Below are 26814 nucleotides of genomic sequence, written 5' to 3'. Positions count from 1 at the left end.
AGCGAGTATGATGCCCACTATCGGCATAGAGTAACAGCCGTCGGACACTGCCGACGGCGACGGTTACTCAAAGAAAAACCGATTTATTCCCCAGCGATCTTCATGTCAGGCAGCAGCACAGAACCACACTGGATATTGCTTCGGGTTTCGATATCACTCCCCACCGTCACAATATTGCGCAGCATGTCTTTCAGGTTGCCCGCAATCGTAATCTCGCTGACCGGATACTGAATTTCGCCGTTTTCGACCCAGAAGCCGGATGCCCCACGGGAATAATCCCCCGTCACACCGCTCACACCCTGCCCCATCAATTCGGTCACCAACAGGCCTTTGCCCATCTGTTTCAGCACGCCGTTGAAATCCAGGCCTTGTCCGGCAATACGCCAGTTATGAATACCACCCGCATGACCGGTGCTCTTCATCCCCAATTTACGTGCGGAATAGCTCGTCATCAGCCAGGTCTGCAACACCCCTGCTTTCACAATTTCACGCGCCTGCGTCCGTACGCCTTCGCTGTCGAACGGCGTAGAAGCCAGCCCTTTGAGCAAGTGCGGCTGTTCCTCAATCGTCAGCCACTCCGGCAGAATCTGCTGACCCAGTTTATCCAGCAGGAAGGTCGATTTACGATAAACACTGCCGCCACTGATCGCACCAACCAAATGGCCAAACAGGCCGGTCGCCACTTCCGCAGAAAACATCACCGGTGCCTGCATGGTTGGCAGCTTACGCGGTGACAGACGGGATAACGTGCGGCGCGCGCACTCTTCGCCGACCCATTCCGGGCTGCGCAAATCATCCAGCGCACGGCCGACGGTGTAGGCATAATCCCGCTCCATATCGCCATTCACTTCGGCAATCACACAGCTGGACATGGAATGACGGCTGGAACAGTAGCTTTTCAGCAGGCCGTGGCTATTGCCGAACACCTTAACGCCATAGTGGCTGTTAAAGCTGCCACCTTCAGTGTTGGTGATACGCTTATCAGCCTGTAATGCGGCCTGTTCTGCGCGAGCGGCTAACTCGATGCCGCGATCCGCATCCAGCTCGGTCGGATGGAACAGATCCAGATCCGGCGCGTCAAACGCCAAAAGATCCCGATCCGCCGGACCAGCAAAAGGATCGACAGAGGTATAGCGCGCAATATCCAGCGCGGCCTGTACAGTGCGCGCTATCGCATCCGGGCTGAGATCGGTAGACGATGCGCTGCCTTTACGCTGCTGATGATAAACCGTGATGCCCAACGCGCCATCGCTATTGAATTCAACATTTTCAACGTCACCATAGCGGGTACTGACGCTAATGCCTGTCGTTTTTGTCACCGCGACTTCTGCCGCATCAGAACCGGCACGCGCCAGTTCCAGCGCCTGAGCCACCGCGAGCTCCAGCGCTTTACGCTGCTCTGCAACCTGAGTAGTTATCGTCATTGTTCTGCCATAATGAGTGGAAGAAAGCTCACCATCATCATCCCCGCAACGAGCACAAAAGGGGCGTATACTCTATATACTTCGCGCAGCCAACACGTAGGTAACGTGAAGTATGACGAGCATAAAATGGTGTAGCATAATGCTTTCTAGTCTAACAGGATCTACGGACAATTTCGCACAAAGCCCAAACCTGTTAGTATCAGCCTCTTTTTTGCTGGTGGGCACGCTGTTCACCATCCCGGAGCCGCTACGCGTAGCGTTACGAATTGCTCCTGGACACTTTTTAGGAGCCAACCATGAAGCAAAAGTACGAAGACTGGCTGAATGACGTCCCAGATAACCAAGAAGACGACGAAGATGATGAAATTATCTGGGTCAGCAAAAGTGAAATAAAGCGCGATGCCGAAGCGCTGAAAGATCTTGGTGCGGAACTGGTCGACCTGGGCAAGAATGCCCTGGAGAAGATCCCGTTGGATGACGATCTGCGTGCGGCGGTGGAACTGGCGCAGCGGATCAAGAAAGAAGGCCGTCGCCGTCAGCTACAGCTGATTGGTAAAATGCTGCGCGCCCGCGATCCCGAGCCGATCCAAACCGCGCTGGATAAGCTGAACAACCGTCATAATCAGCAGGTGGCGTTATTCCACAAGCTGGAACAGCTGCGCGACCGTCTGATTGAAGAGGGAGACGATGTGGTCCCCGATATTCTGGCGCTATATCCCCACGCTGACCGTCAGCAGCTGCGTTCTCTGGTGCGCAATGCCCAGAAAGAGAAAGCGGCAAACAAACCGCCGAAATCAGCACGCCAGATCTTCCAATATCTGCGCGAACTGGCTGAAACCACAGACTAACAACGATAACGGGATGAGAAGGTTCGCTCACTCATCCCGTATATTATCGGTAGCTCGTCAAGCTCACGATCCATTCAGATCGCGACATCATCTCAGGTTACAACCCGCCAAGATGCCAGGTTTTCACTTCCAGAAACTCGTCCAGACCCAGAACCGAGCCCTCACGACCTAATCCCGATTCTTTCACACCGCCAAACGGCGCCAATTCGGTTGAAACCGCGCACTCGTTAATACCAACCATACCGCTCTCCAACGCTTCTGCCACGCGGAACACACGCTGTAAATTCTGGCTGTAGAAGTAAGCCGCCAGACCAAATGGCGTATTGTTGGCGCGTTCAATCACCTCTTCTTCCGTTTTGAAACGGAAGCAGGGAGCGACTGGACCAAACGTTTCTTCCTGCGCAAGCAGCATCTCTTCGTTGGCATCAACAATCACCGTTGGCTCAAAGAAGCTGTGGCCGAGCTTGTGCCGTTTACCACCAACAAGCGTCTTGCCACCTTTTTCCACCGCGTCATTGACGTGCTTTTCCACTTTCTCGACGGCGGCATCATCAATCAGCGGACCCAGTACAACGTCGCCATCCATGCCGTTACCGACCTTCAATTTTTTCACTTCTTCCGCGAGCAGAGAGACAAACTCATCGTAGACGCCGTCCTGAATATAAAACCGATTGGCGCTGACGCAAACCTGACCTGCGTTACGGAAACGGTTAGCGATTGCACCTTTCACCGCAGCCTGAATATCCGCATCGTCAAACACGATATAAGGCGCGTTACCGCCCAGTTCCATCGACACTTTCTTCATGGTGTCAGCCGCGTTGCGCACCAGCGTTTTCCCGACTTCCGTCGAACCAGTGAAGGAAATTTTACGCACCTTATCGCTCGCCATGACGGTATCACTGATCGCCTGCGTATCGCCCGCCACGCCGTTAAGTACACCGTCCGGCACACCTGCCTGCTGCGCCAGCGCCAACAGCGCGAACGCAGACAGCGGCGTGTTGTTCGCAGGCTTGATCACGCCGGTACACCCCGCCGCCAGCGCCGGCCCCAGCTTACGCGTCAGCATCGCCAGCGGGAAATTCCACGGTGTAATGGCAACAACAACCCCAACGGGTTCACTCGTGGCATAAATTTTCGATCCAGGCTTAGCGGGTGGAATAATCTCACCGTTCGCCCGTTTTCCCTGCTCAGCAAACCACTGAATGAAATTCGCCGCGTAGACAACTTCGCCTTCGGCTTCCTGAACGGGCTTGCCCTGCTCGGCGGTCATCAACTCCGCCAGATAGCGTTTATTTTCCAGAATCAGTTCGTACCAGCGATACAGAATTTCAGAACGTTCCTTCGCGGTTTTACGCTTCCAGGCAGGAAAAGCGGCATAGGCGGCGTCAATCGCCGCCTGCGTCTCTTTCTTTCCCGCTTTCGCCACGCTGGCAATAGACTCACCCGTCGCGGGATTCACCACCTCGAAGGTGGTTCCGCTCTGCTGCCATTTCCCCGCAGCAAAGTAGCCCGTTTTAAACAGTTCATGATCCTGCAAATTTTGTCCTGACATCGTGTTACCTCCTGAAAAGGGTCATATCTCATGACGTGATGAGGGAAGCTATGGATAATTCAGTATAGAAGTGATGGACGCGGCCTGCAGCACTCTCGGATTAATCGTGAGTGTTATCGCTCCGCCTCGTCCACTGAGATTAGTTGCTCAGCGCATGCTGATAATCACGCAGGATCCCGGTCAATCGTCCTACAGGTGCCGTCACGCTCGGGGGAAGTTGCTGTTCCATCAGCATCTGCTGATAACGTTCAAGTTCATCTAACAACTGCGTGAAATAGCGACTACGCGTGCTATCACGTCGAGCCAAAATCACCTGTTCTGCCGTCGCACGAATCTGGCGATGAAAGGCAGAGAGCGCCGCATTTTGCGGAATATCCAGCGTTCTCAGGCGCTGGTGCATGATGATCAGCCACAGTGCGAGGCGATACTTGGCAATATCGTCAGGGAAGCGGTTCAGCAGCAGGAACAGCTGTTGATACAGCGCAGGCAGGTGGTTTTCCTTGCGGCGCGCCGTGTTGGTCGTCAGCGCTGAGACCGCGCCATACACAAAGCGGTTGAGCAACGTTCTCCCCGTGTGCGCCTTGGTGTTATCCCGGATCAGCAGGATCACCATCAACGCCAGAAAACAGCCGATGATCTGGCCGATCGCACTGTCCAGAAACTGGCTGATGTGGAACGTCATCGGGTTATCCAGCACCAGGATATTGATCGTACTGGCTAATGCGCCCAGCGAACCAAGCCGACGCTTTTGTACTTCAATTCCGAGAAAGAAAGCCATCGCTCCCAGGCTCAGGCACAGCAGCAGCATACTTTGCTGCGTTGACGGCATAATAAACATGAACATCAACGCACCCAGCGGCAGCGCGTAGATCGTCCCGAAAAGAAAATCCTTCGCCATCATCTGTGGATTGGGCAAACGCATGGCAAGTGACGTCACCACCGCAATCATCACCATACATACGCTGCCAGAGGTCCAGCCGGTGCTCAGCCAGAACAGGCAGCCCAGCGCAGTCGCCACGCCGGTGCGTAAACCGTTGATCATGGCATGATGGGTTTCGGCTGACGGCGCTTTAATTTCCACATCGCTGTTCAGCACGTCGGCTTCAATCGTCGTGATACGCCCGTTGGTCTGCACCCCTTTCGCCAACAGCAGATAGCGCGTCGCAGCCCCCACCCAGCTAACCAATGTAGGCGGCACATCGCGACTGTCAGCAGCAATCAGGTGGCGCAATGCTTTCACACGGCAATGGACATCGCGGAATGACTCAACGGGCTGCTCCAACACCAGTTTCAGGCTGCTTTTTACGGGAGTTGGAGCATCCTGCAACATCAGGTAGGTTTCACACGCCTGTGTAATCATCGTGAGCGATTGCGTATGCAGCGACGTTAAGCGGCGATTACTGTTCTGCCAGCGCGAGGATTCCAGCATCAGGCTGCTGTGCATGCCGTTTAGCGCCGTCGTTTTACGTACCAGCGCGTGCCATGCCGCATCGATGGCTTCTTTCTCCACACCGCTCATGCTGAGTTGCAGTAGCCGATATTGATCCACCAGCAGCTCACCAATACTGCGGTCAACATCCTGTTTGATCGAACGCGGCGAGAACAGTAAATCCGCCAGAATGGCACAGACGATGCCCAGCACAATCTCGCTACAGCGCTCCACGGCAAACTGCGGCGTCAGCAGCGGCGTTCCCTGCGTCGACACGATAATAATCAACGCGGTATAGCCCGCCAGCCCGAACACATAAGCGTTTTCGACTTTAACCAGCGAGGAAACCCAGGTACAGAGGCCAGCCCAAATACAGCACAGCATCAGCATCACCACCGGTGCGCGAACAGTGGCGATAATGATGATAAGTGCACCGATACAGCCGATAAACGTGCCAACGACGCGCAGCATGCCACGATGGCGAATTGCGCCGGAAAATGGCTCACCGCCTGCGGCAAATGCTGGGCCGGCAGCAACAATCGCCGCTGTCAGCACCGACCAACGCGGGGTTTCCAACTGAAGGTGGAACCCCAGAAACAGGGACAGCACAATCGCAAAGCTCAGTTTAAAAGCAAAGCGCAAGCGCGCAAACTTCGGTGTCGTAAAGAACACGGGGCCTGTCAGCGACGGCGTTTTCATCATCGCCTCACTTAACCAAACTCACGCAGGCGATAAAGGAGACGGATAAGCGGCGACGGCTTTTTGTCATTGTTGACCTGCTCACCGGTAATCACCACAGTTGCCGTCGTGCCAGCCGGATAGAGGTCGCCCATTTGACTATCGAGGCGAATTTTTACCGGCACACGCTGCGCCAGACGCACCCACTCCAGATTGGAATCCACGTTAGCCAGGCCTTTATTGTTCGCGCTGCTGCTGCTGTTATTCACACCAGCCGCCACACTATCGACCGTACCGTAAAATATCTTTTCACTGCCCAGCGGGGTGATTTCTGCACGGTAGCCGCGGCGAACCCCTTCAAGCTTGGTTTCCTCCATGTACGCCAGCAGGTAGAACGAATCCTTCTTCACCAACGCCACCGCCGTATTACCGCGTTCGATGAACTCACCGCTCTGCACATGCAGGTTGGTCACCCAGCCGTCGGCAGGGGCGCGTACCACGGTGCGTTCCAGCTCCAGCTGCGCCAGTGACAACACCGCCTGCGCTTTAGCAAGCTGGTGCGTAGCGGTTTCCAGGGCATTACTGGACTGATCGATATTTTCCTGCGACATCGCACTGACGCCGAGGCGCGCACGACGCCCTGACTCCCGGCGTTTTTCCGTCACCAGCGCCTGATAGTAGGCAACATCGGCTTCCGCCTGCGCCACGGCCTGATGGTAGCGCGGCTGGTCGATGACAAACAGCACATCACCTTTGTTCACCAGCTGATTGTCCGTGACGCGAACGTCGCTCAACAACCCACTGACGTCCGGCGCGATTGCGACAACATCCGCCGTAAATTTGGCATCACGCGTCCAGGGTGATTCGGTATAAAACGCCCAGACACGGAAAATGGCGACAATCGCACACAGCACAATCACCAGCGTAATGACCACGCGGCTCAGTTTTTTGATCAGCACGGCCTGCTGCCTAAACAACGTTAAAAAGAAAGCTTTCACAGACGCCTCACAGACCGTAACGGAAGAGTAAATAGAACAAACAGCAGAACAGTGCACTGTTAAACAGCGCCGGATGCCAGACGAAGTCATAGATACCCGTCGGTTGCAGCAGGCGGTTCACGACAAAAAACAGGGTCAATGACACCAGCAAGACAAAAAATACGGGGGGAAATGACAACCCGAACAGCACCATAACCGGGAGTGAACTCATCCTCTTTTCCTTTTTTCTGTTAGGTAGCGGTAGCGCGCAGGTCCGCTACCGGATGGTAAATGATGTCGTCTGATGCTGACGTTCAGCATAGACAAAAGCGCTTCATCCCGCAGGCTGTAACCAGCGAATTAAATAGCGTTAAACTGATGAATAGCGATGCCAGCAGAGGCTGACTAGCGATGGGAAATCAGCGCACGATCTACATTGGATAAATAAACACAATCATTGGCTAGCTCTGGGCGGTGAGTAATCATGGACGACCGCAAGGGCGATGTCTGCTCGCGTTCACCTTCAAGCAACGCTTGCCGCTTGAACGATGGCGGACAATGTTCCACCCGGCATCACCGGATAGGCTATATTATGGATGCTTATTATCACCTTATCTACATAGTGTGATCTAAATCACTTTTAAGCCAGAGTGAATAATGGAAAGACTAAAGAGTATGTCGGTGTTTGCCCGCGTGGTGGAATTTGGTTCTTTTACCGCGGCTGCCCGCCAGTTGCAGATGAGCGTATCCGCCGTCAGCCAGACCGTCACCAAGCTTGAAGATGAACTACAGATTAAGCTGCTGAACCGCAGTACGCGTAGCATTGGGCTGACGGAAGCGGGGAAAATTTACTATCACGGCTGTCGCCGCATGCTGCATGAGGCTCATGAGGTCCATGAGCAGCTTTACGCCTTCAACAATACCCCAATCGGCACGCTGCGCATCGGCAGTTCTTCCACGATGGCGCAGAATGTATTGTCCACCATGACTGCCGCGATGCTGAAGGAATATCCCGGCCTGTCCGTCAATCTGGTCACAGGAATTCCCGCTCCCGACCTGATTGCCGATGGGCTGGATATCGTTATCCGCGTCGGGGCGTTACAGGATTCCAGCCTGTTCTCGAAACGCTTAGGCTCGATGCCCATGGTCGTCTGTGCCGCCAAAAGCTATCTGGCACAGCACGGCACGCCGGATAAACCGGCAGATATGGTGAATTTTTCCTGGCTGGAATACAGCGTGCGACCCGACAGCGAATTTGAACTGATCGCCCCGGAAGGCATTTCAACCCGCGTCACGCCACAAGGACGCTTTGTCACTAACGATCCGCAAACGCTGGTGCGCTGGCTCAAGGCTGGCGCGGGTATCGCGTACGTGCCGCTCATGTGGGTCGTGGATGAAATCAATCGCGGCGAAATCGAGATCCTGTTTAACCGCTACCACTCCGATCCGCGCCCGGTCTACGCGCTCTACACCCGCAAAGACAATCTGCCGCTAAAAGTACAAGTCTGCATTAACTACATGACGGAATACTTCAAAAACGTCGCCCTGACGTATCAGGGCTACCGGCAGAATCATAGCGAGGAAAAAAAACCGCGCTAATAACGCGCGGTCTTAAAGGAACTCAGGATTCAGTGCAAATTACGCGGTGCCGCCAACGGTCAGGCTTTCCAGCTTCAGCGTAGGCTGACCAACACCGACGGGCAGGCTTTGCCCTTCTTTACCGCACACGCCGACGCCTTTATCCAACGCCAGATCGTTGCCGACCATCGAGATCTGCTGCATTGCTTCAATACCGGAGCCAATCAGCGTTGCACCTTTGACTGGCGTGGTGATACGGCCTTTTTCGATCAGATACGCTTCGGACGTCGAGAAGACGAACTTGCCAGAGGTGATATCGACCTGACCGCCACCAAAGTTTGGCGCATACAGGCCGTATTCAACGCTGGAGATAATCTCTTCCGGCGTTGATTTCCCAGCCAGCATGTAGGTGTTCGTCATACGCGGCATTGGCAAGTGCGCATAAGACTCACGGCGACCGTTGCCCGTCGGCGCAACGCCCATCAGACGAGCATTCAGCTTGTCTTGCATGTAGCCTTTCAGAATACCGTTTTCGATCAGTACGTTGTACTGCCCCGGAACGCCTTCATCGTCCATTGAAAGAGAACCACGGCGTCCGCTCAATGTGCCATCATCCACCACCGTACACAGTTCTGACGCGACGAGTTTCCCCATCTGTCCGCTGAACACTGACGTACCGCGACGGTTAAAATCACCTTCCAGACCGTGACCTACTGCTTCATGCAACAGCACGCCCGGCCAGCCTGCACCCAGTACCACAGGCATCGGCCCTGCGGGTGCAGCCACCGCCGACAGGTTTACCAGCGCCATACGCACGGCTTCTTTTGCCCAGGCGTCGACACGCGCTTCGCCGTCAGCCACTTCCCAGAAGTAGTCATAGCCGCCACGCAGGCCGCCGCCGCTGGAGCCGCGTTCACGTTTGCCCCCAGATTCGACCAGCACGCTGATCGACAGGCGAACCAGCGGACGCACATCCGCCGCCAGCGTGCCGTCTGTTGCCGCCACCAGCACCAGCTCATACACGCCGGTCAGGCTGGCTGACACTTCCTGCACCCGCGCATCTGTGGCACGCGCGACCGTGTCGGCACGTTGCAACAGCGCAATTTTGTCCTCACGCGTCAGGCTATCCAACGGATTCAACGTTGGATAAAGCGCATTATGCGATACCGCACCCAACGTATGCGCAGTCCCTGTGCCCTGTTCCCGCACAATGCTGCGTGCAGCCTGCGCACTCTGACGCAATGCGTTCAGCGTGATCTGATCGGCATAAGCGAACCCGGTCTTTTCTCCGTCAATCGCACGAATACCCACGCCCTGATCGATATTGTAAGAACCGTCTTTAATGATACGGTCTTCCAGTACCCAGGATTCATGATAGCTGGACTGGAAATAGAGATCGGCATAGTCCAGACGACGCTCATTAAGCGACCCCAGCACAGCAGCGAGATCGTCAAGATTCAATTTGTTGGCGGTGAGTAACTGCTCACTGACAAACGAAAGGCTCATAGTTTTTCACTCTTTATCAGATAATCGGTTGAGTACACTGCGCTGCCCTAACGGCATTATTCGCCTTTCTTTTTGTTCGGCTCACGCAGCACTTCCTGAATCTTTGGCTGATCGACGCTACCGGAAATCTGGTAACGAATCAGCGAAATCTTGTTCCATAGCGGTGCCAGCACTTTACTGGCAGCAAACACGGCGGCTCCCACAACCGGGTTGACGGCAAATGCGGTCGCCACGCCCACCGTCGCGGAAATTTCCGGGGCAATAACCGCTTCCATATTGACCTGTCGCTGAGCGAGGTCGAGATCGCCTTTCATCGCGATATCTGCCTCCAGCCCGTCGATCAGCATATCATCAGTATGCAACACACCGTCTTTAATCCATGCGGTGCTACGAATCGAATCGAAGTAAAATCCACGACCAAACGTATCACTAAAATCAAACCGCAGCTTACGCATCAGCGCATCGAAGCTCAATAAACGCAGCAGTTGACCCGCCTGGCCCGCGCCAACTTCGGCAATTTCACCCTTACCAATGCGCGTGTGCAATATTCCGCTCAGGCTGGCAATATCCGGTGCCCAAGGTGTTCCACGCCAGTACAAATCGTAATCCACATCGAAAGAACCGGCCTTGAGCGGTGAATCAACGCCGAACCAGTTAGCGTTCTGCTCCAGACTTTCTCCCGTCAGGCGGCCTTTTAGTGCGGTCCGTACGCCTTCCGCATTTTCCTGCCAGGAACCGTTCACCGTCAGACGGGCTTTACCCGTATCAATAATGCCGTCCGTCAGCGTTAATTTTTCCTTTTCTGGCAGCAGCGTTCCCTGAATACTTCCCATATTCTGCCCGATAATCCAGCACTGGCGACAGTTAACCGCCAGCGACGGCCAGTCTTCAAAGCTAATGCTCGGGTCGTTCAGCGGCGATTTTTTCTCTGCTAACGCCACCGGGTTGGTCGCTTCATTCCCTTTCCACTGAGGATTGTAGTAGAGATAATTGATATCGCTGCGCCATATGCCGCGATTGGGTATCTCAACCATTCCGTCAATTTCACGCCCTTTTGCCTGTACTTCACTGCCACCCAGCGTATTTTTGCGTGTGATTTCCAGATCGTGCCACTGCTGCCCTAGCAGCTGTAGCTCAGGTGTCCGCAACGTCACCGCTTCCGGGAAACGAAGGGAACTGTGTGCCTTTCTGCCTTCCGCCGATGTCGAGGCACGCAGCGATGGCAGGAGCCCCAGCCAGCTTTCCGCATCCAACGGCGGAAGATCGAGCACCAGCGAGGAATCTTCTGGTAATGCAGGTGCCGCCGTTGTCCCGTTCTGCCAGCTTGCTCGTGCCAGCGTCACGGTGTCGCCTTTCAGCAGCCATTGGCTATTGAAGTGGTTATCCTTGCCCAACCGTCCGTGCATCGTGAAGCCATTCAGGTCACCGTTGGCTTTTACCTCCAGCGGCAGGTTCTCACCAGCAGGTTTACTTAACGGGTTAGGTAAGTGACTACTTACTTTATTTAGATCGGCCTGTACATCAACATCGTAGGTTGTTTTACCGGAATGCGGCAGGTTGACGGCGACCGTACTTTTCCAGCCTGCCGAACCGGACACGTCTTTGCTTGCCGATGTCGGTAAACCGGGCAAAAGCGCAGGCTGCCAGTCGCCTTGCAAACCAACATTCACCAGAAAAGCCTTCGCTTGCTCTTCCGTCGTGAAATTGACCGTCATCGGCTGATTCATCCAGTTAGCCTGGAGCGTGTCACTGCGTAAGTTGCCGTTTTCATAGCGAAACTTACCAGTGAGATTCTTAATCGTGGTATCCAGCGGCTTGATGTAGAGACTGTTATTGTTCAGCGCGATATCGCCACTGGCGCGAACATCGTCACCGGCAAGCGGAATATCCAGATGCAGCGTGCCTTTCACCGGTCCGCCAATTTTCAGCTCATCCAGCGCCGTACCCAGCGAGGATTTCAGCGGCGTCTGATGAAAATAGTTCCCCACTTCAGGCCCCGGACCGTCCAGTTCGCCATCAATGAGCAACATCTCTTTTTCATAATCAGGAATGACCGCACTAATATTCTTGCCTTCCACCTTACCCAGCCAGATTTGCGGCGCAAACATCCACAGGCCGTTGTTGGCGAAATCCAGATTGATATCCAGCGGCGTCAGCGCAGGCCAGCCCGGTTGAAACTCGAAGGTCGCCTCTTTAACCGGAACCCAGACTTCAAACTGACCTTCATTATGCGTATACGGGAAATGCTGCGGATTACCGGCAAAGATCAGCGTCGCGTTATCAACACGGCCGCCCTTCAGCGCGCCGCTCAGATAGTCCACCAGCTCGGTGCCCATAAACTGTTCAGGATAATAGCGCCAGGCGTCCGCTGCGTCGGTCAGCCGGATACCCGCCAGAATATCCAGCTTCGGTTCCTGTTTAGCAGGCTGCTCATAACGGAAATCGCCGTTAGCCCATAGCGATTTCGCCTGCACGTCCAGCCCGTGGCTCCAGAGCGCCAGCCCCTGAGCGTCATTACGCCAGTCAATCGTGCCGCTGGCCTGCTTGATTTCCAGCGGCGCACGGAACATATCAACATAGGGCAGCGTGCTCTGCTTTAACGCTACGCTGACCTGACCACGCTCGGCGCTGCCGCGGGCAGAACCAGAGAAATGATCGACCCCCGGCAGCAATTTCCACTGCTTCCAGCTCACGTCCTGCCAGTTAGCCTGAAAGCGGCTTCTCTCCGGCTGTTGCAGAGGGATATCAACAGCAACGGTATTCAATGTGCCCGTCGGTTGCAGCTCTGCCCAGCGCTCTTTCAACGCTGGCGTTGTGCTGGACAGCAACGGGAGCAGCGTACTTACCCGCTCCAGCGCCAGATTACTGGCTCGAATGCGCAGCTCTTCCTGCCGATCGGGCCCTAACATGTGTTCATTTTTTGGCAGCCAGAGGGCGGAGAGCCGACCTTTCGGCCAGGCGACGCCATCCGTTGCCAGATTCAATTCAGGAACATCCACCTGCCAGCCATTTTCCTGACGGCTGACATGCAGCGTCATGTCATCGACATTCAGGCGATGTGCATCGCGACCTTCACCCCAGTTAGCCGTACCCTGATTAAGGAACACATCACCGCTGTGGATGTCGCCTTCACGAACGTTCAGCCAGGCCGCCAGGCTAAAATCGGCGCTTTCCAGCCCGGTCGTGTTTTTCATCCAGCGGCTGAGCCAGGGCTTCATATCGATATTGTCAGCTTGCAGGTAGAACGTGCCGTTGCTGAGCAGCCCCTGCTCATCATGCAAGTCCATGCGCATTTGCACCACGCCGTGCTGACCGTTAAAACTCGACAGGCTGATCAAACCTTCCGCACGATGACGTTTGTCGGAATTCAGCCAGGTCAGTTGCGGAATGCTCAGCTCCGCACGGGAGCCGGAAGGGGTAAGAAAGGTAATGTGGCTATCACGCAGGTCAAAGTGGTCAAACTGGCGCAGGAAAAGGTCGCTGACTTTTCCTGACTCCATCAGTTTGCTGTCCTGCTGCTGCCCGGTAAATTGGCTATTGATATCAAGCTTTAACTGGTGAAACGTGAGATCGCGAAACTGCCAGCGCCCGTGCAACAGCGACTGCCACACATCCAACGCCAGCGTAATGCGATCAACCTGCCAGTCCGATTCCGGCAGGGACGTGCGAAGCTTTTCAATCTCCAGCGTGGGGCCAAAGGACTCCCACCGCCCCGTCATCGAGCCGATTTCTAACGGAACACCCACCGCAGACTGCGCCCAGGCCACCAGCTGTGGCCGGAAGTGATCGAGCTGCGGCAGCACCAGTCTTAAGCCGCTGACTAACAGCGCAACCATCACGACAAGAGTGGCACCCGCGATGACTACAATTCCGGGCAGTCGCCTCACTAATATCTCCTTCTTTCGTCGCCGACGACGAGCGCACGAATTTACATCATTACGACGTCAAACTGCTCCTGGCTATACAGGGGTTCGATTTGTACTTTGACCTGCTTGCCGACGAAAATTTCAACCTCAGCTAACGCGTGTGATTCTTCGCTTCTCAGCGCTTCCCCGACAGCCGGTGAGGCATAAACCAGGAAACGATCGGTGTCATACGCGTGGTGGACACGCACAATTTCACGCATGATTTCATAGCAGACGCTTTCTACCGTCTTCACGGTGCCGCGACCGTGGCAGGTCGGGCATTCATGGCAGAGTACGTGTTCGATACTCTCACGCGTACGTTTACGCGTCATCTCCACTAATCCTAGTTGAGAGAAGCCGTTAATACTGGTTTTGACCCGATCTTTACTGAGCGCCTGCTCCAGTGAATGCAGTACCCGCCGACGGTGATCTTCGTTATTCATATCGATGAAGTCGATAATGATAATGCCGCCGAGGTTACGCAGACGCAGCTGCCGCGCGATCGCCTGCGTAGCCTCCGTGTTGGTATTGAAAATGGTCTCATCCAGATTACGGTGGCCGACAAACGCCCCCGTGTTGATGTCGATGGTCGTCATCGCTTCAGTCTGATCGATGATCAAATAGCCGCCGGACTTCAGTTCAACCTTTCTGTCCAGCGAGCGCTGGATCTCATTTTCCACATCAAACAGGTCAAAAATTGGCTGTTTACCCGCATAGTGTTCGAGTTTGCGGGTCATCTCCGGGATATATTCGGAGGTAAATTCCAGCAGTGCTTCATACGTCAGCCGGGAGTCAATCCGAATGCGATCCAACGCCGCACCGGCGAAATCACGCAAAATTCGCTGGGCGAGCGCGACTTCGCCGTAGAGCTTACATTTGGTCTGGTTGCGCTTTTTGCGCTCCATCACCTTGCCCCACAGGCGCTTCAGGAACGCCGCATCCTGTGAGAGCTCTTCTTCACCGATCCCTTCCGCTGCGGTACGAATGATAAAACCACCGTCATCGTCACAATACTCGGCGACCGTCTTCTTTAAGCGCTCACGTTCCGCTTCACTCTCAATCCGCTGTGACACGCCAACGTGCGATGCACCGGGCATAAACACCAGATAGCGCGACGGCAGCGTGATATCGGTCGTCAGACGCGCGCCTTTGGTTCCCAGTGGATCTTTGACCACCTGCACCATAAGATCCTGTCCCTGACGCACCAGCTCGGCGATATCACGGACGTGAAAATTCTTCTGTTCGTCACCGGCAACACACTCGGTGTGCGGCATAATATCGGACGCGTGCAGGAATGCCGCTTTATCCAGACCGATATCCACGAACGCTGCCTGCATGCCCGGCAGAACGCGGCTCACGCGGCCTTTATAAATGTTGCCAACAATACCGCGCTTCGCATCACGCTCAATATGGATTTCCTGCAGAATACCGCCGTCGATATAGGCAACGCGCGTTTCTGAGGGTGTAACGTTTACCAGTAACTCAGCAGTCATGTTTTCCTCTTGCACTCCGCAACGCAGCAAAATTACTGAATAGCTCATGGGTTTCTACCAGCGGCAGTCCAACCACCGCGTAATAGCTCCCGTTAAGCGACCGGACAAAGCATCCCCCTTTGCCCTGAATACCGTAAGCACCGGCTTTATCCATCGGTTCGCCGCTGGCGATATACCGTTCGATATCCTGCTGCGAGAGCGGACGGAAGACGACGTCGGTGATCACCAGACAGCTCAATATATCGTCTTTGTCTGCCAGCGCGACGGCCGTCATCACCTGATGCGGTTTCCCGGACAGCTGGCTCAGCATCTCTGCCGCATGGGCTTCATCCCGCGGTTTTTCCAATACCTGACCGTTCAGTACCACGATGGTGTCCGCCCCCAGAACCGGCAAATCGAGCGGGGCGGCCGCGACACCCGCGGTCGCTTTCTCATGCGCCAGACGCCGGACATAGACTTCCGCTGCCTCCTCCGGTAACCGCTGTTCTTCCACCGCGACGTTCAGTACAGCAAAAGGAATATCGAGCTGCGTGAGCAGTTCACGACGGCGGGGAGAAGCGGAGGCCAGATAAAGCTGGGTCATGAATCACCTTATTGCACAGTAAACTGACGGCGAATTTTACGCATCAGCAGGAACAGCCACGGCCAGAGTACGCCATCTACGACGCTATTCCAGAATGTTTCTGGTCGGAAAGAGACATTAATAACTAAAAATTCTGCCCAGAATACCGTGAGGTCCATCAGCAGCGACAATAGCATGACGATTAATGCCTGCTGCCATAACGCCATATTTCGGAACAGCTGGAATTTAAAGGCGACCAGATAAGCAATAATGCTCAACGCCAGCGCCCGTACTCCCAGTGTAGACCCAAGAATCAGGTCCATAATCAGACCTAATATAAATCCTGTGCCGACATTGACCCGATGTGGCAATGCCATCACCCAATAAATAAGGAACAGCGTCAGCCAGGAGGGGCGAAACATGTAGATTTCATCCGGCCACGGCATAATCTGCAAAACCATAGCGATCAGAAAAGAAAGCCAGATAATCCAGTTGCCATGCCTGCGATAACGGTTCATTGACGGCCTCTCTGCGGCTCGACGGTGGGCGCAGCGGCATCAGGAGGAAGCGGCGGCCCCATGTCGTCAGGCGACGGTAAAACCTGCGGCATCATCTGCATCAGTCGCTCATTGGCAACCCGATGGACCTCCGCCGGCGGCAGCGACGTATTGGAGTTATTCTCCACACCCCACAGCAACAACAGATAGCGCAGACGCTGTAGCCCTGCCGTCGGGCGAGCCTGAATAATCGTATAGGCCCGCTGTGTATCTGCTTTGACCGATGACACAACCGCTACCGGATACCCTTCAGGGAAACGTCCACCCAGACCCGATGTGACCAACACGTCACCGACTCGAATATCGGTATTGTTAGGCAGGTGCTCCAGTTGCAGATCGTCGGCGCAGCCATTACCGGCAGCAATCACGCGGATATCATTGCGCAGCACCTGAATGGGCAGCGCGTGGGAAACATCACAAATCAACAAAACCCGGCTGGTAAACTGCCCCACCGCCACAACCTGACCCACCACGCCTTTATCGCTGATGACCGGTTGCCCTTCATACACGCCGTTCGCCTGACCTTTATCAATCACCACCTGATCGCTGTAAGGGTCGGTTCCGGCAGACATCACCTGCGTTACCATCTTCTGCTCATCCTGACGCAGCGGCGAGCCGAGCAATTCACGTAACCGCGCATTTTCCTGCTTGAGCTGGCCTAGCAGCAACAGGTCGCTGTTTTTCATCAACAGTTCCTGACGCAGTGCGGTATTTTCAAGGCCTAATTGCTCGCGGGTTGCCAGTGAGGCAGACATATTGTCCAGAACCTGACGGGGCCCATTCGCCAGAAAATAAAATGGGCTGACGGCGGTATCCATGTACGTTCTGATTTTGACGAACGAACCGAGCCGACTGTCCGCAACGATCACGACAATCGCGGTAACGACAGCAAGAAAAAGTCGTAATTGCAGGGAAGGTCCCCTGCTAAAAAGCGGCTTCATAAAATTTGCGTATTCCTCGACAGCAACCTCAAATCGCTCCTGGCGATTTTTAACGTCACAAAGCGGCACCCCGTAGGGCGGATTTCATTCGATCAGGCAAATAAAAAAGGGGTAACCACGAGAGATGAAAAACGCAGGCGTTCATCCATCCGGTCCCCCCTTTTCCAGACAGGATTACTCCTCGCTGAACAAATCGCCACCGTGCATGTCGATCATTTCCAGCGCCTTGCCGCCGCCACGGGCAACACAGGTCAGTGGATCTTCAGCCACCACGACCGGAATACCGGTTTCTTCCATCAGCAAGCGATCCAGGTTACGCAGCAGCGCGCCGCCGCCGGTTAACACCATACCGCGCTCGGAAATATCGGAGGCCAGTTCCGGTGGGCACTGCTCCAACGCCGCCATGACCGCGCTGACGATACCCGTCAACGGCTCTTGCAGCGCTTCCAGAATTTCGTTGGAGTTCAGCGTGAATCCACGCGGCACACCTTCAGCAAGGTTACGGCCACGCACTTCAATCTCAAGCACTTCGTCGCCCGGATAAGCGGAGCCGATTTCATGCTTGATACGTTCTGCCGTTGCTTCACCGATCAGTGAGCCATAGTTACGGCGAACGTAGTTGATAATCGCTTCATCGAAGCGGTCACCACCAATACGGACAGAAGAGGAGTACACCACGCCGTTCAGCGAGATCACCGCCACTTCCGTGGTACCACCACCGATATCTACGACCATGGAACCTGTCGCTTCGGATACCGGCATGCCAGCACCGATCGCAGCCGCCATCGGCTCTTCGATCAGGAACACTTCACGGGCACCCGCACCGAGTGCAGATTCGCGAATGGCACGACGTTCAACCTGTGTTGCTCCTACCGGAACACACACCAGCACGCGCGGGCTCGGACGCATAAAGCTATCGCTATGCACTTGCTTGATGAAGTGCTGCAACATTTTTTCCGTGACCTGGAAATCGGCGATAACACCGTCTTTCATCGGGCGAATCGCCACGATATTCCCAGGCGTTCTGCCCAGCATCTGTTTAGCGTCGTGGCCTACCGCCGCCACGCTTTTTTGGGAACCGGCGCGATCCTGACGAATCGCAACCACAGAGGGTTCATTCAGTATGATGCCCTGCCCTTTAACGTAAATCAGGGTATTGGCGGTACCCAGGTCGATGGACAAGTCGTTGGAAAACATGCCACGAAATTTCTTAAACATAACTAAAGGATAATCCTGCAAGCTGGGGGCGAAAAATAAATCCGCCTACTTTACCAACCACACGAAGCAGCGACAAGGCACGAAAAGGCTCTGCTTCGGTGAAAAATGAGTCTGCGTTGCGCACGTCGGCGTCAGGGAGAAGGCACAAAATGCTTTCTCCTCAGGCGGCAAGGCATCTTACCACTGTCCACCCGACAGAATTGCGCTAACACAGGACATAAAATCTAACATTTAATCGGATTGCCGCTATCGTAAGCACACACTAACCGATTTAACAACCGCCTCATTCTACGTCAATTTGCACAGGACGTTTATATTAAACACGATGCCGCGATGAATATTTTTTCAGCTCATCCGTTACAAGGACTGATGCGGCAAAAAAATCCCCTTGCCCACCATAGACACCCTTGCCCAACAGCATTCGCCACTCCTCTTTGGTGCGCACGCCAGCGGCAAACACCCGCGTTTGCGTGCCTTTACAGGCTTCGGTCAGGCTTTGTACAAACAGCTGATTTTCCGGGCGGCGTTCAAGACTACGCACCAAACCGGGATGAAGCTTGATGATCTCCACGGGGAGTGACTTGATATACGTCGTACTAACCAGCGTTAAACCCGCCTGCGTGACTGCCAGGCGACAGCCTAATCCCAGGATCACATTAAGAACCGGGCGCAGGCGGCCGATATATTGACAAACATCAGCCTCTGCAAGTTCAAATAAAATGCGCTGCCGCTGCGTTTTCGGACATTGGAGTAAGACTTCTTTCAGCCAGCGCAGGAAAGGCTTCTGCAAAAGTGAGTCCACACTTACCGGCAAAGCCAGTGTTTCGCCCGGCCAGCTCGCTGATAAATCAATAATGCGCGCCACCAACTGCCGATCATAGCTGGCCGCCAGCCCCAGTTGTTGAACCAGCGGCATATACTCCGCGGCGAGCAGTTCCTGTTCTCCGTCGTAGATCCGGCTCATCATTTCACGATGATGCACCACGCCCTCTTTCGTGACCGCGGGCTTCTGATACAGCCGCGGACCGCCGCGCGCCAACGTCTGTTCCAGCAAGGTGCGCCATTTCACGCTGCCGCGCCCTTTGTCTGGCACCTGCCTGTCAAACACGCACCAGCTGTTACCGCCCTGCAACACCGCATTGCGCGTCGCGTCTTCCACACTTTCCATCACCTGTTCAGCACTTTGCCCACCACGATAGGCACAGATACCAATGTGGAGCACCTCTTCCCGATCGATCAACGGGCAGGCAGGGAGAATATCGATGGCCTTCACCAACTGCGTGGCAATCGCAGTGGCTTCTTTTAGCGTGCTATGGGGGAGTAATACGGTGAAATCGCTGCTGAAATAGCGCGCCAGCAGCGCAGAGGGATAGCGCATGACAAACGTCGATAGCAGGTTGACCAGCGTGAAACGGTATTCCTGAAGTGCACTGGTATAGCCATGCGTTTCCTGCAAGGTTTCAAAATCGGGTACGCGGATCATCATGACAACGCCGTGCGTCCCCACTTCTTCACCATCTTCCAACTGCGTGGTCAGCTGATTATCAAAAAACAGACGATTACTCAGCCCGGTTTCGGCGTCCTGCGCGGCGAAAGCGCGAATTAGGGTATCAACCCGCCCGCGTTCCTCCCGTGCCTCCACTAAATCAGACAGCAGTTGATCGAGCGCCCCGCTGGTATTGACCGGCCATTCACGTACCGACCCCTGCATAACCGATTCACGCTCACCCTTGAGAATACGCTGTGCTCGTTCTTCCAACTCTTCCTGACCGGCGGCCTGACGGCGCAGCCAGCGGATGGAGAAATACAGCATCAGGAGCATCAGACCCGCAGCCAATAACACCGATAGCATCGACACCACAAAGCGCGGTAAACCAATCAGCGGATCGACATACCTGATGGCGATCGTCATGTTCAGATGGTGCATCAGCGGGAATTCGACCTCATGATAGAGGTGCGTACGTTCCCAGCCGGCCTCAGGCAGCTGTATTGAATAGAGGGTCGAATCGTTATCCTGAATATCCAGCACAACAATGCCTGCCGTTTTCATCATACTCGGCAGCCAATATTGGATATTTTCGGGCGATTGCACTAATAACGCCTGATCGATACTGGCCGTAACCTCACGCAGCTGCTGCTCGGTTCGCAACTGGCTATAATAACAGAGGCTAAATATACTACTGAAAAGCATAAGAAAAATGGCGAGAACCGTCAGCAATACCACGAGTATCGAGAATCTGGTCGTAAATCCCATCCCTGCGTCCTATTCCAAATAATTGTTATTTCTGCGAGTTTGTTGTTTTTTATCAGTTCGCATAGGCCAGCAACATAGTACCTTCATTAACAAACGGTACTTTATTAACAAATAGTACCTGTAATAACTATACCCTAAATAATTCGAGTTCCAGGACAAAACGCTAGCGTTTTGAACAACGCAAAGCGTTGGCCCGCTAGGGCGAGGCTCATTTATGCGCCTCGTAACGCGGCGAGCGAGGGCATCCCGATGAGCTTACTCAAGTAAGTGATTCGGGTGACTGAACGACACCAACGCACATGCAGCTTGAAGTATGACGGGTATATAGTCGTTAATGACTTCCCCACATTAATCCTGCTACAGGAGATAGCCCATGCAGGCTTTAGTTCTTGAACAGTCAGACGGACTGACCCACGCTCAGATTCGCGAGATTGACGCCGAGCAGCTTCCCACCGGGGATGTAACTGTCGATATCAACTGGTCCGGTATTAACTATAAGGATGCACTTGCCATTACCGGCAAAGGCAAAATTATCCGTAATTTCCCGATGGTTCCTGGAATCGACTTCGCAGGAACCGTACGTCACAGCGACAGCGATCGGTTTACCGTCGGCCAGCCCGTCATCCTGACCGGTTGGGGCGTGGGTGAAAACCACTGGGGCGGACTGGCGCAACAGGCACGCGTGAAGAGCGACTGGCTGGTTCCCCTACCCGCATCGCTGGATGCGCGTAACGCCATGATCCTTGGCACCGCGGGCTTCACCGCGATGCTGTGCGTCATGGCGCTGGAAGACGGTGGCATCACACCGGAAAGCGGCGACATTATTGTGACCGGTGCCAGCGGCGGCGTCGGCAGTACGGCTGTCGCCCTGCTTGCAGAGCTAGGCTATCAGGTCACCGCCGTGAGCGGTCGTGCCGACAACACCGATTACCTGAAGAAACTCGGAGCGAAGCAGGTACTGGATCGCAGCGAATTCAGCGGAAGCCCTCGCCCGCTGGAGAAACAACGCTGGGCTGGCGCGGTGGATACCGTCGGCGATAACGTACTGGCGACGCTGCTGGCACAGATGGATTACAACGCGACAGTCGCCGCATGCGGTCTGGCTGGCGGTGTTGCGCTGCCGACTACCGTAATGCCTTTTATTTTACGCAATGTTCGCCTGCAAGGCGTGGATTCCGTTATGGCACCGCTGGCTCGCCGTCAGCAGGCATGGGAGCGTCTGGCTACCATCCTGCCTGAGTCGTTCTATCAGCAGGTCACACAGGAAATCGGATTAGAAGACGTCCCAGCCACCGCTGCTGCGCTGCTGGAAAATAAAGTCACTGGCCGTACGCTGGTAAAAATCAGCTAACACCGTTCGTTGACGTATTAATTTGCGGAACGAAAACGGTGATAATGGAATAGAAGAGTAAAGCGTCCGCGACAGGGATGTCGCGGCTCGAGCGTACATGGATGTATTCACAGCGTCTTTACGATCTATCCATTATCATCGCCCAACGCATTATCAGTAATCTTGAGCGCTGTTACACCCTGCAAAAAAGTATTTCATCTCTCCTGTCGCGGTTTCCACCGCAAGTCATCTATAACTAAGTGAACGGTAAGCAGTAAAAACGCCACTTTGCGTCAACAATAATAATGACTGGCGGGAGTTCACATGCACAAACATCGCAAGTTCACGGAAGCCGACGTTACCCCGGAATCCCTCTTCTATCAGCGCCGACGCGTACTCAAAGCGCTGGGTATTTCCGCTGCGGCACTTGCCCTGCCGTTTTCTGCGCAGGCTGATCTGCTGGCCTGGTTTAAAGGTGCTGATAAACCCAAAGCGCCGCCGGGTAAACCGCTCACGTTTAGCCAACCTACAGACTGGAAGCTCGATTTACCGCTCACGCCGGAAGATAAGGTCACGGGGTATAACAACTTCTATGAGTTCGGGCTCGATAAAGCCGATCCGGCAGCCAATGCGGGCGGGTTAAAAACCGAAGGCTGGACCGTCAAGATAGACGGCGATGTCGCCAAACCCCTCACGCTGGATATCGACGATTTACTCAAACGCTTTCCACTGGAAGAACGGATCTACCGTTTTCGCTGCGTTGAGGCGTGGTCGATGGTGATTCCGTGGGTCGGTTTTGAGTTGGCCAAGCTGATAAAATTCGCCGAACCCACCAGCAACGCCCGCTACGTGGCGTTTCAGACGCTTTACGACCCGGAACAGATGCCGGGACAAAAAGATCGCTTCATGGGCGGCGGGTTAGATTATCCCTATGTAGAAGGACTGCGGCTGGATGAAGCCATGAACCCTTTGGCGCTGCTGGCCGTCGGGGTTTACGGCAAAACGTTGCCGCCGCAGAACGGCGCCCCTATCCGGTTAGTCACGCCGTGGAAATACGGCTTCAAAAACATCAAATCCATCGTACATATTCGGTTCACTCGTGAGAAACCACCCTGCACGTGGAACCTGGCGGCTCCGGACGAATATGGCTTCTACGCCAACGTTAACCCCCATGTGGATCACCCGCGCTGGTCGCAGGCAACAGAACGCGTCATCGGTTCAGGCGGCCTGCTTAACGTTGAGCGTCAACCTACGCTGCTGTTCAACGGCTATGCGGAACAGGTCGCTTCGCTGTATCGCGGCTTGAATCTGCGCGACAACTTTTAGCTAATAACACAAAACGCCTAGCTAATAACACAAAACGTCTCGCCAATAACACTTTGTCAGGATAGGAATTCACATCAGCATGAGACTGACGCTACAACACATTACCCGGTTAAAAGTGCTACTCCATCTGGCTGGTTTTCTGCCGCTGCTGTGGCTGATATTGTCGGTTGACCAAGGGTGGTTCAGCGCCGATCCAGCCAAGGATATCCAGCATTTTACCGGCAGAATGGCGCTGAAATTGCTGCTGGCGACGCTGTTAGTCACGCCACTGGCTCGCTATGGCAAACAGCCACTGCTTATTCGCTGCCGACGCCTCCTCGGCCTGTGGTGCTTTTTCTGGGCGACGTTACATCTGGTGAGCTATGCGCTGCTGGAACTGGGCCTGGATCATCTGGCGCTGTTGGGTAAGGAGCTGATATCCCGTCCTTATTTGACGCTGGGTGTCATAAGCTGGCTGATTTTGCTGGCGCTGGCGGTGACCTCGCCACAGATAATGATGCGCAAGTTGGGATCGCAATGGCAAAAACTGCATAATTTCGTCTATTTAGTCGCCATCCTTGCGCCTATCCACTATCTTTGGTCAGTTAAAACGCTGTCTCCACAGCCCATTTTGTATGCGCTCGCGGCGCTGATATTGCTGCTGTTCCGTTATAAGAAATTTCGTCAATGGTGGCGCTAAACGCCGCGCTAGCAGGGGAAAAGCCGGGTGTGAGCCGCAGCAAGATTCACGCTGTCTCACGGTCTGGCGCAGGAATATCTCCGCAGATAAGACCAGTATTTAGCTGCGAATTGCCACGATATGGTTATAATGCACGACTTTAATTTCTCGGGCCGGACAATTTGCATCACGAAAGGTGACAAACGAATAGCTTCGCGCTATTTTGTGCGACACGGTTTTGGCAATCTTGGTCAATCGCGGGAGATAGCAGCACAATGGCAGAAAAGTTTCACATTTTGCTCTTGAACGGTCCAAACCTGAATCTGCTAGGAACCCGAGAGCCCGACAAATACGGTAAGACGACGCTAGCAGACATTGTCAGCGAACTGGAAACACAGGCGCAGACATTGAACGTGAAGTTTTCCCATCTGCAATCCAACGCGGAACATGTCCTGATCGATACCATCCATCAGGCCAGAGGAAACACAGACTTCATTCTGATTAACCCAGCGGCATTCACCCACACCAGCGTTGCGCTGCGTGATGCCCTGCTGGCGGTCTCGATTCCGTTTATCGAAATTCATCTGTCCAACGTGCACGCACGTGAGCCTTTTCGTCATCACTCCTATCTTTCTGATGTTGCGGTAGGCGTGATATGTGGCCTGGGGGCAGATGGCTATCAGTATGCTTTACAGACGGCGGTAAAACGCCTGTCAACTTCCAATTAAACAAAAGAGTACGGAACCACATCCATGGATATTCGTAAAATCAAAAAACTGATCGAACTGGTTGAAGAGTCCGGCATCGCCGAACTGGAAATTTCTGAAGGTGAAGAATCAGTACGTATCAGTCGTGCCCCAGCAGCGGTTAACTACCCGATGATGCAACAGGCCTACGCTACGCCAATGATGCAGCCACAGCCTGCTCTGGCCGCCGCCGTTGCACCAGCGCCAGTGGAAGCTGCAGCAGCACCGGCTGCCATCAGTGGACACATCGTTCGTTCTCCAATGGTTGGAACCTTCTATCGCACCCCAAGCCCGGACGCTAAAGCGTTTGTGGAAGTGGGTCAGCACGTCAATGTTGGCGATACCCTGTGCATCGTCGAAGCCATGAAAATGATGAACCAGATCGAAGCCGACAAATCAGGCGTGGTTAAAGCCATCCTGGTCGAAAGCGGTCAGCCGGTTGAATTTGACGAGCCACTGGTTGTCATCGAATAACGAGGCTTATCATGCTAGATAAAATCGTTATCGCTAACCGCGGAGAGATTGCGCTGCGTATTTTGCGTGCCTGTAAAGAACTGGGCATCAAAACCGTCGCCGTTCACTCCAGTGCGGATCGCGATTTGAAACACGTATTGCTGGCGGACGAAACCGTGTGTATCGGCCCGGCGCCGTCAACAAAAAGCTATCTGAATATCCCAGCGATTATTTCCGCTGCGGAAATCACTGGGGCCGTCGCAATTCACCCTGGTTACGGTTTCCTGTCCGAAAATGCGGATTTTGCCGAGCAGGTTGAACGCTCTGGCTTTATCTTCATCGGCCCACGCGCAGAAACCATTCGCCTGATGGGTGACAAAGTGTCAGCCATTACCGCGATGAAAAAAGCGGGTGTTCCAACCGTACCTGGCTCTGATGGCCCGTTAGACGGTGACATGGACGCTAACCGCGCTCATGCAAAACGCATCGGCTATCCGGTCATCATCAAAGCCTCTGGCGGCGGCGGCGGTCGTGGTATGCGCGTCGTGCGCAGCGACAAAGAGCTGGAACAATCCATCAACATGACCCGTGCGGAAGCCAAAGCGGCTTTCAACAACGACATGGTCTACATGGAAAAATACCTGGAAAACCCACGTCACGTGGAAATTCAGGTATTGGCTGACGGTCAGGGCCATGCCGTTTATCTGGCCGAACGTGACTGCTCCATGCAGCGTCGCCACCAGAAAGTGGTGGAAGAAGCGCCAGCACCGGGCATCACAGACGAACTGCGCCGCAATATCGGCGATCGCTGCGCCAAAGCCTGTATCGATATCAACTATCGCGGTGCGGGTACGTTTGAGTTCCTATACGAAAACGGCGAGTTCTACTTCATTGAAATGAACACCCGTATTCAGGTGGAGCATCCGGTCACCGAGATGATTACCGGCGTGGATCTGATCAAAGAACAGCTGCGTATTGCTGCTGGTCTGCCGCTGTCCATCAAGCAGAAAGACGTCAAGGTTCGCGGCCATGCAGTGGAATGCCGTATCAACGCGGAAGATCCGAACACGTTCCTGCCAAGCCCAGGTAAAATCACGCGTTTCCACGCGCCGGGCGGCTTTGGTGTCCGTTGGGAATCGCACATTTACGCCGGTTATACCGTACCGCCGTATTACGATTCTATGATCGGCAAGCTGATCACCTACGGCGAAACCCGCGAAATCGCGATTTCCCGTATGAAGAACGCGCTGGCTGAACTGATTATCGATGGCATCAAAACCAACATCGAACTTCAGATGAAGATCATGAGCGATGAAAACTTCCAGAGAGGTGGCACGAACATCCACTATCTGGAGAAGAAACTCGGCTTGCAGTAAACG

The 26814-nt window shown here is 54.3% G+C and carries 21 protein-coding genes; 8 read left to right on the top strand and 13 right to left on the bottom strand.

The window, feature by feature from the left end; genetic code table 11:
* Positions 1 to 83 precede the first annotated feature (83 nt).
* On the bottom strand, positions 84 to 1424 hold the full coding sequence (pmbA, locus tag R9X49_RS12230) for a metalloprotease PmbA (RefSeq protein WP_319848679.1): 1341 nt from the start codon (positions 1422 to 1424) through the stop codon (positions 84 to 86).
* Between the two features lie 296 nt (positions 1425 to 1720).
* Here pmbA and yjgA point away from each other — a divergent pair, with 296 nt between their 5' ends.
* Entirely contained in the window at positions 1721 to 2272 is a 552-nt protein-coding gene (yjgA, locus tag R9X49_RS12225; protein WP_012772989.1) for a ribosome biogenesis factor YjgA, read from the top strand.
* A gap of 97 nt (positions 2273 to 2369) precedes the next feature.
* Here the strand turns inward: yjgA and R9X49_RS12220 are convergent, their stop codons facing one another.
* From R9X49_RS12220 to aaeX, 4 genes are all read right to left on the bottom strand, one after another.
* A complete protein-coding gene (locus R9X49_RS12220; protein ID WP_319848678.1) occupies positions 2370 to 3824 on the bottom strand; it encodes an NAD-dependent succinate-semialdehyde dehydrogenase in 1455 nt (484 codons plus the stop codon).
* Positions 3825 to 3963: 139 nt separating this feature from the next.
* Positions 3964 to 5952, bottom strand: a complete 1989-nt coding sequence (gene aaeB, locus R9X49_RS12215) for a p-hydroxybenzoic acid efflux pump subunit AaeB (RefSeq protein WP_319849096.1) — start codon at positions 5950 to 5952, stop codon at positions 3964 to 3966.
* Positions 5953 to 5963: 11 nt separating this feature from the next.
* Complete coding sequence (gene aaeA / locus R9X49_RS12210; RefSeq protein ID WP_319848677.1) at positions 5964 to 6929, bottom strand: p-hydroxybenzoic acid efflux pump subunit AaeA; 966 nt, start codon at positions 6927 to 6929, stop codon at positions 5964 to 5966.
* Positions 6930 to 6936: 7 nt separating this feature from the next.
* Positions 6937 to 7140 (bottom strand): p-hydroxybenzoic acid efflux pump operon protein AaeX, encoded by a 204-nt coding sequence (gene aaeX / locus R9X49_RS12205; RefSeq protein ID WP_005975424.1) that lies wholly within the window; start codon positions 7138 to 7140, stop codon positions 6937 to 6939.
* Between the two features lie 425 nt (positions 7141 to 7565).
* Here aaeX and aaeR point away from each other — a divergent pair, with 425 nt between their 5' ends.
* Positions 7566 to 8507, top strand: coding sequence for an HTH-type transcriptional activator AaeR (aaeR, locus tag R9X49_RS12200; protein ID WP_319848676.1), 942 nt, complete (start codon positions 7566 to 7568; stop codon positions 8505 to 8507).
* Positions 8508 to 8546: 39 nt separating this feature from the next.
* On the opposite strand, the gene tldD is transcribed toward aaeR, so the two are convergent.
* From tldD to csrD, 8 genes are all read right to left on the bottom strand, one after another.
* Positions 8547 to 9992, bottom strand: a complete 1446-nt coding sequence (gene tldD / locus R9X49_RS12195) for a metalloprotease TldD (RefSeq protein ID WP_319848675.1) — start codon at positions 9990 to 9992, stop codon at positions 8547 to 8549.
* Between the two features lie 56 nt (positions 9993 to 10048).
* The gene (gene yhdP, locus R9X49_RS12190) at positions 10049 to 13879 is read right to left on the bottom strand and encodes an AsmA2 domain-containing protein YhdP (protein ID WP_319848674.1); all 3831 of its coding nucleotides are present in this window, start codon (positions 13877 to 13879) and stop codon (positions 10049 to 10051) included.
* A 41-nt stretch (positions 13880 to 13920) separates the two neighbouring features.
* Complete coding sequence (gene rng / locus R9X49_RS12185; RefSeq protein WP_319848673.1) at positions 13921 to 15390, bottom strand: ribonuclease G; 1470 nt, start codon at positions 15388 to 15390, stop codon at positions 13921 to 13923.
* Positions 15380 to 15973: a nucleoside triphosphate pyrophosphatase gene (locus R9X49_RS12180; RefSeq protein WP_319848672.1), complete on the bottom strand. Its 594-nt coding sequence runs from the start codon at positions 15971 to 15973 to the stop codon at positions 15380 to 15382. The genes rng and R9X49_RS12180 overlap by 11 nt, the downstream gene beginning before the upstream one ends.
* 8 nt (positions 15974 to 15981) lie before the next feature.
* Complete coding sequence (gene mreD / locus R9X49_RS12175) at positions 15982 to 16470, bottom strand: rod shape-determining protein MreD (protein WP_012772977.1); 489 nt, start codon at positions 16468 to 16470, stop codon at positions 15982 to 15984.
* On the bottom strand, positions 16467 to 17450 hold the full coding sequence (mreC, locus tag R9X49_RS12170; protein ID WP_319848670.1) for a rod shape-determining protein MreC: 984 nt from the start codon (positions 17448 to 17450) through the stop codon (positions 16467 to 16469). The genes mreD and mreC overlap by 4 nt, the downstream gene beginning before the upstream one ends.
* Positions 17451 to 17624: 174 nt before the next feature.
* Positions 17625 to 18668, bottom strand: coding sequence for a rod shape-determining protein MreB (mreB, locus tag R9X49_RS12165; protein ID WP_010300322.1), 1044 nt, complete (start codon positions 18666 to 18668; stop codon positions 17625 to 17627).
* Positions 18669 to 18984: 316 nt separating this feature from the next.
* Positions 18985 to 20922, bottom strand: a complete 1938-nt coding sequence (gene csrD, locus R9X49_RS12160; RefSeq protein WP_319848669.1) for an RNase E specificity factor CsrD — start codon at positions 20920 to 20922, stop codon at positions 18985 to 18987.
* A 373-nt stretch (positions 20923 to 21295) separates the two neighbouring features.
* Between csrD and R9X49_RS12155 the strand changes: the two genes are divergently transcribed.
* The 6 genes from R9X49_RS12155 (at position 21296) to accC (ending at position 26811) form a co-directional block, all read left to right on the top strand.
* Positions 21296 to 22273 carry an MDR family oxidoreductase gene (locus tag R9X49_RS12155; RefSeq protein ID WP_319848668.1) on the top strand — a complete coding sequence of 326 codons (978 nt, stop codon included), beginning with the start codon at positions 21296 to 21298 and terminating at the stop codon, positions 22271 to 22273.
* A 303-nt stretch (positions 22274 to 22576) separates the two neighbouring features.
* The gene (msrP, locus tag R9X49_RS12150) at positions 22577 to 23578 is read left to right on the top strand and encodes a protein-methionine-sulfoxide reductase catalytic subunit MsrP (RefSeq protein ID WP_319848667.1); all 1002 of its coding nucleotides are present in this window, start codon (positions 22577 to 22579) and stop codon (positions 23576 to 23578) included.
* A 79-nt stretch (positions 23579 to 23657) separates the two neighbouring features.
* Positions 23658 to 24257 (top strand): protein-methionine-sulfoxide reductase heme-binding subunit MsrQ, encoded by a 600-nt coding sequence (msrQ, locus tag R9X49_RS12145; RefSeq protein WP_012772971.1) that lies wholly within the window; start codon positions 23658 to 23660, stop codon positions 24255 to 24257.
* A gap of 254 nt (positions 24258 to 24511) precedes the next feature.
* Positions 24512 to 24964: a type II 3-dehydroquinate dehydratase gene (gene aroQ / locus R9X49_RS12140; protein WP_180743609.1), complete on the top strand. Its 453-nt coding sequence runs from the start codon at positions 24512 to 24514 to the stop codon at positions 24962 to 24964.
* 24 nt (positions 24965 to 24988) lie between these two features.
* Positions 24989 to 25456, top strand: a complete 468-nt coding sequence (gene accB, locus R9X49_RS12135) for an acetyl-CoA carboxylase biotin carboxyl carrier protein (protein WP_010681551.1) — start codon at positions 24989 to 24991, stop codon at positions 25454 to 25456.
* Positions 25457 to 25467: 11 nt separating this feature from the next.
* On the top strand, positions 25468 to 26811 hold the full coding sequence (gene accC / locus R9X49_RS12130; protein WP_319848666.1) for an acetyl-CoA carboxylase biotin carboxylase subunit: 1344 nt from the start codon (positions 25468 to 25470) through the stop codon (positions 26809 to 26811).
* Positions 26812 to 26814 lie beyond the last annotated feature (3 nt).

Source organism: Pectobacterium carotovorum, from assembly GCF_033898505.1.
Lineage (GTDB): Bacteria > Pseudomonadota > Gammaproteobacteria > Enterobacterales > Enterobacteriaceae > Pectobacterium > Pectobacterium carotovorum_J.
The sequence above is the reverse complement of the archived record's forward strand: the minus strand, read 5'-3'. Positions and strand labels throughout refer to the sequence as shown.

What these genes read in the sequence shown, in the direction of transcription:
- mreB (WP_010300322.1), bottom strand. Translation starts at nt 18,668, where the DNA reads ATGTTTAAGAAATTTCGTGGCATGTTTTCCAACGACTTGTCCATCGAC.
- csrD (WP_319848669.1), bottom strand. Translation starts at nt 20,922, where the DNA reads ATGGGATTTACGACCAGATTCTCGATACTCGTGGTATTGCTGACGGTT.
- aroQ (WP_180743609.1), top strand. Translation starts at nt 24,512, where the DNA reads ATGGCAGAAAAGTTTCACATTTTGCTCTTGAACGGTCCAAACCTGAAT.
- R9X49_RS12220 (WP_319848678.1), bottom strand. Translation starts at nt 3,824, where the DNA reads ATGTCAGGACAAAATTTGCAGGATCATGAACTGTTTAAAACGGGCTAC.
- pmbA (WP_319848679.1), bottom strand. Translation starts at nt 1,424, where the DNA reads ATGACGATAACTACTCAGGTTGCAGAGCAGCGTAAAGCGCTGGAGCTC.
- yjgA (WP_012772989.1), top strand. Translation starts at nt 1,721, where the DNA reads ATGAAGCAAAAGTACGAAGACTGGCTGAATGACGTCCCAGATAACCAA.
- aaeR (WP_319848676.1), top strand. Translation starts at nt 7,566, where the DNA reads ATGGAAAGACTAAAGAGTATGTCGGTGTTTGCCCGCGTGGTGGAATTT.
- mreD (WP_012772977.1), bottom strand. Translation starts at nt 16,470, where the DNA reads ATGAACCGTTATCGCAGGCATGGCAACTGGATTATCTGGCTTTCTTTT.
- aaeB (WP_319849096.1), bottom strand. Translation starts at nt 5,952, where the DNA reads ATGAAAACGCCGTCGCTGACAGGCCCCGTGTTCTTTACGACACCGAAG.
- msrP (WP_319848667.1), top strand. Translation starts at nt 22,577, where the DNA reads ATGCACAAACATCGCAAGTTCACGGAAGCCGACGTTACCCCGGAATCC.
- tldD (WP_319848675.1), bottom strand. Translation starts at nt 9,992, where the DNA reads ATGAGCCTTTCGTTTGTCAGTGAGCAGTTACTCACCGCCAACAAATTG.
- msrQ (WP_012772971.1), top strand. Translation starts at nt 23,658, where the DNA reads ATGAGACTGACGCTACAACACATTACCCGGTTAAAAGTGCTACTCCAT.
- R9X49_RS12180 (WP_319848672.1), bottom strand. Translation starts at nt 15,973, where the DNA reads ATGACCCAGCTTTATCTGGCCTCCGCTTCTCCCCGCCGTCGTGAACTG.
- accB (WP_010681551.1), top strand. Translation starts at nt 24,989, where the DNA reads ATGGATATTCGTAAAATCAAAAAACTGATCGAACTGGTTGAAGAGTCC.
- R9X49_RS12155 (WP_319848668.1), top strand. Translation starts at nt 21,296, where the DNA reads ATGCAGGCTTTAGTTCTTGAACAGTCAGACGGACTGACCCACGCTCAG.
- accC (WP_319848666.1), top strand. Translation starts at nt 25,468, where the DNA reads ATGCTAGATAAAATCGTTATCGCTAACCGCGGAGAGATTGCGCTGCGT.
- aaeX (WP_005975424.1), bottom strand. Translation starts at nt 7,140, where the DNA reads ATGAGTTCACTCCCGGTTATGGTGCTGTTCGGGTTGTCATTTCCCCCC.
- mreC (WP_319848670.1), bottom strand. Translation starts at nt 17,450, where the DNA reads ATGAAGCCGCTTTTTAGCAGGGGACCTTCCCTGCAATTACGACTTTTT.
- rng (WP_319848673.1), bottom strand. Translation starts at nt 15,390, where the DNA reads ATGACTGCTGAGTTACTGGTAAACGTTACACCCTCAGAAACGCGCGTT.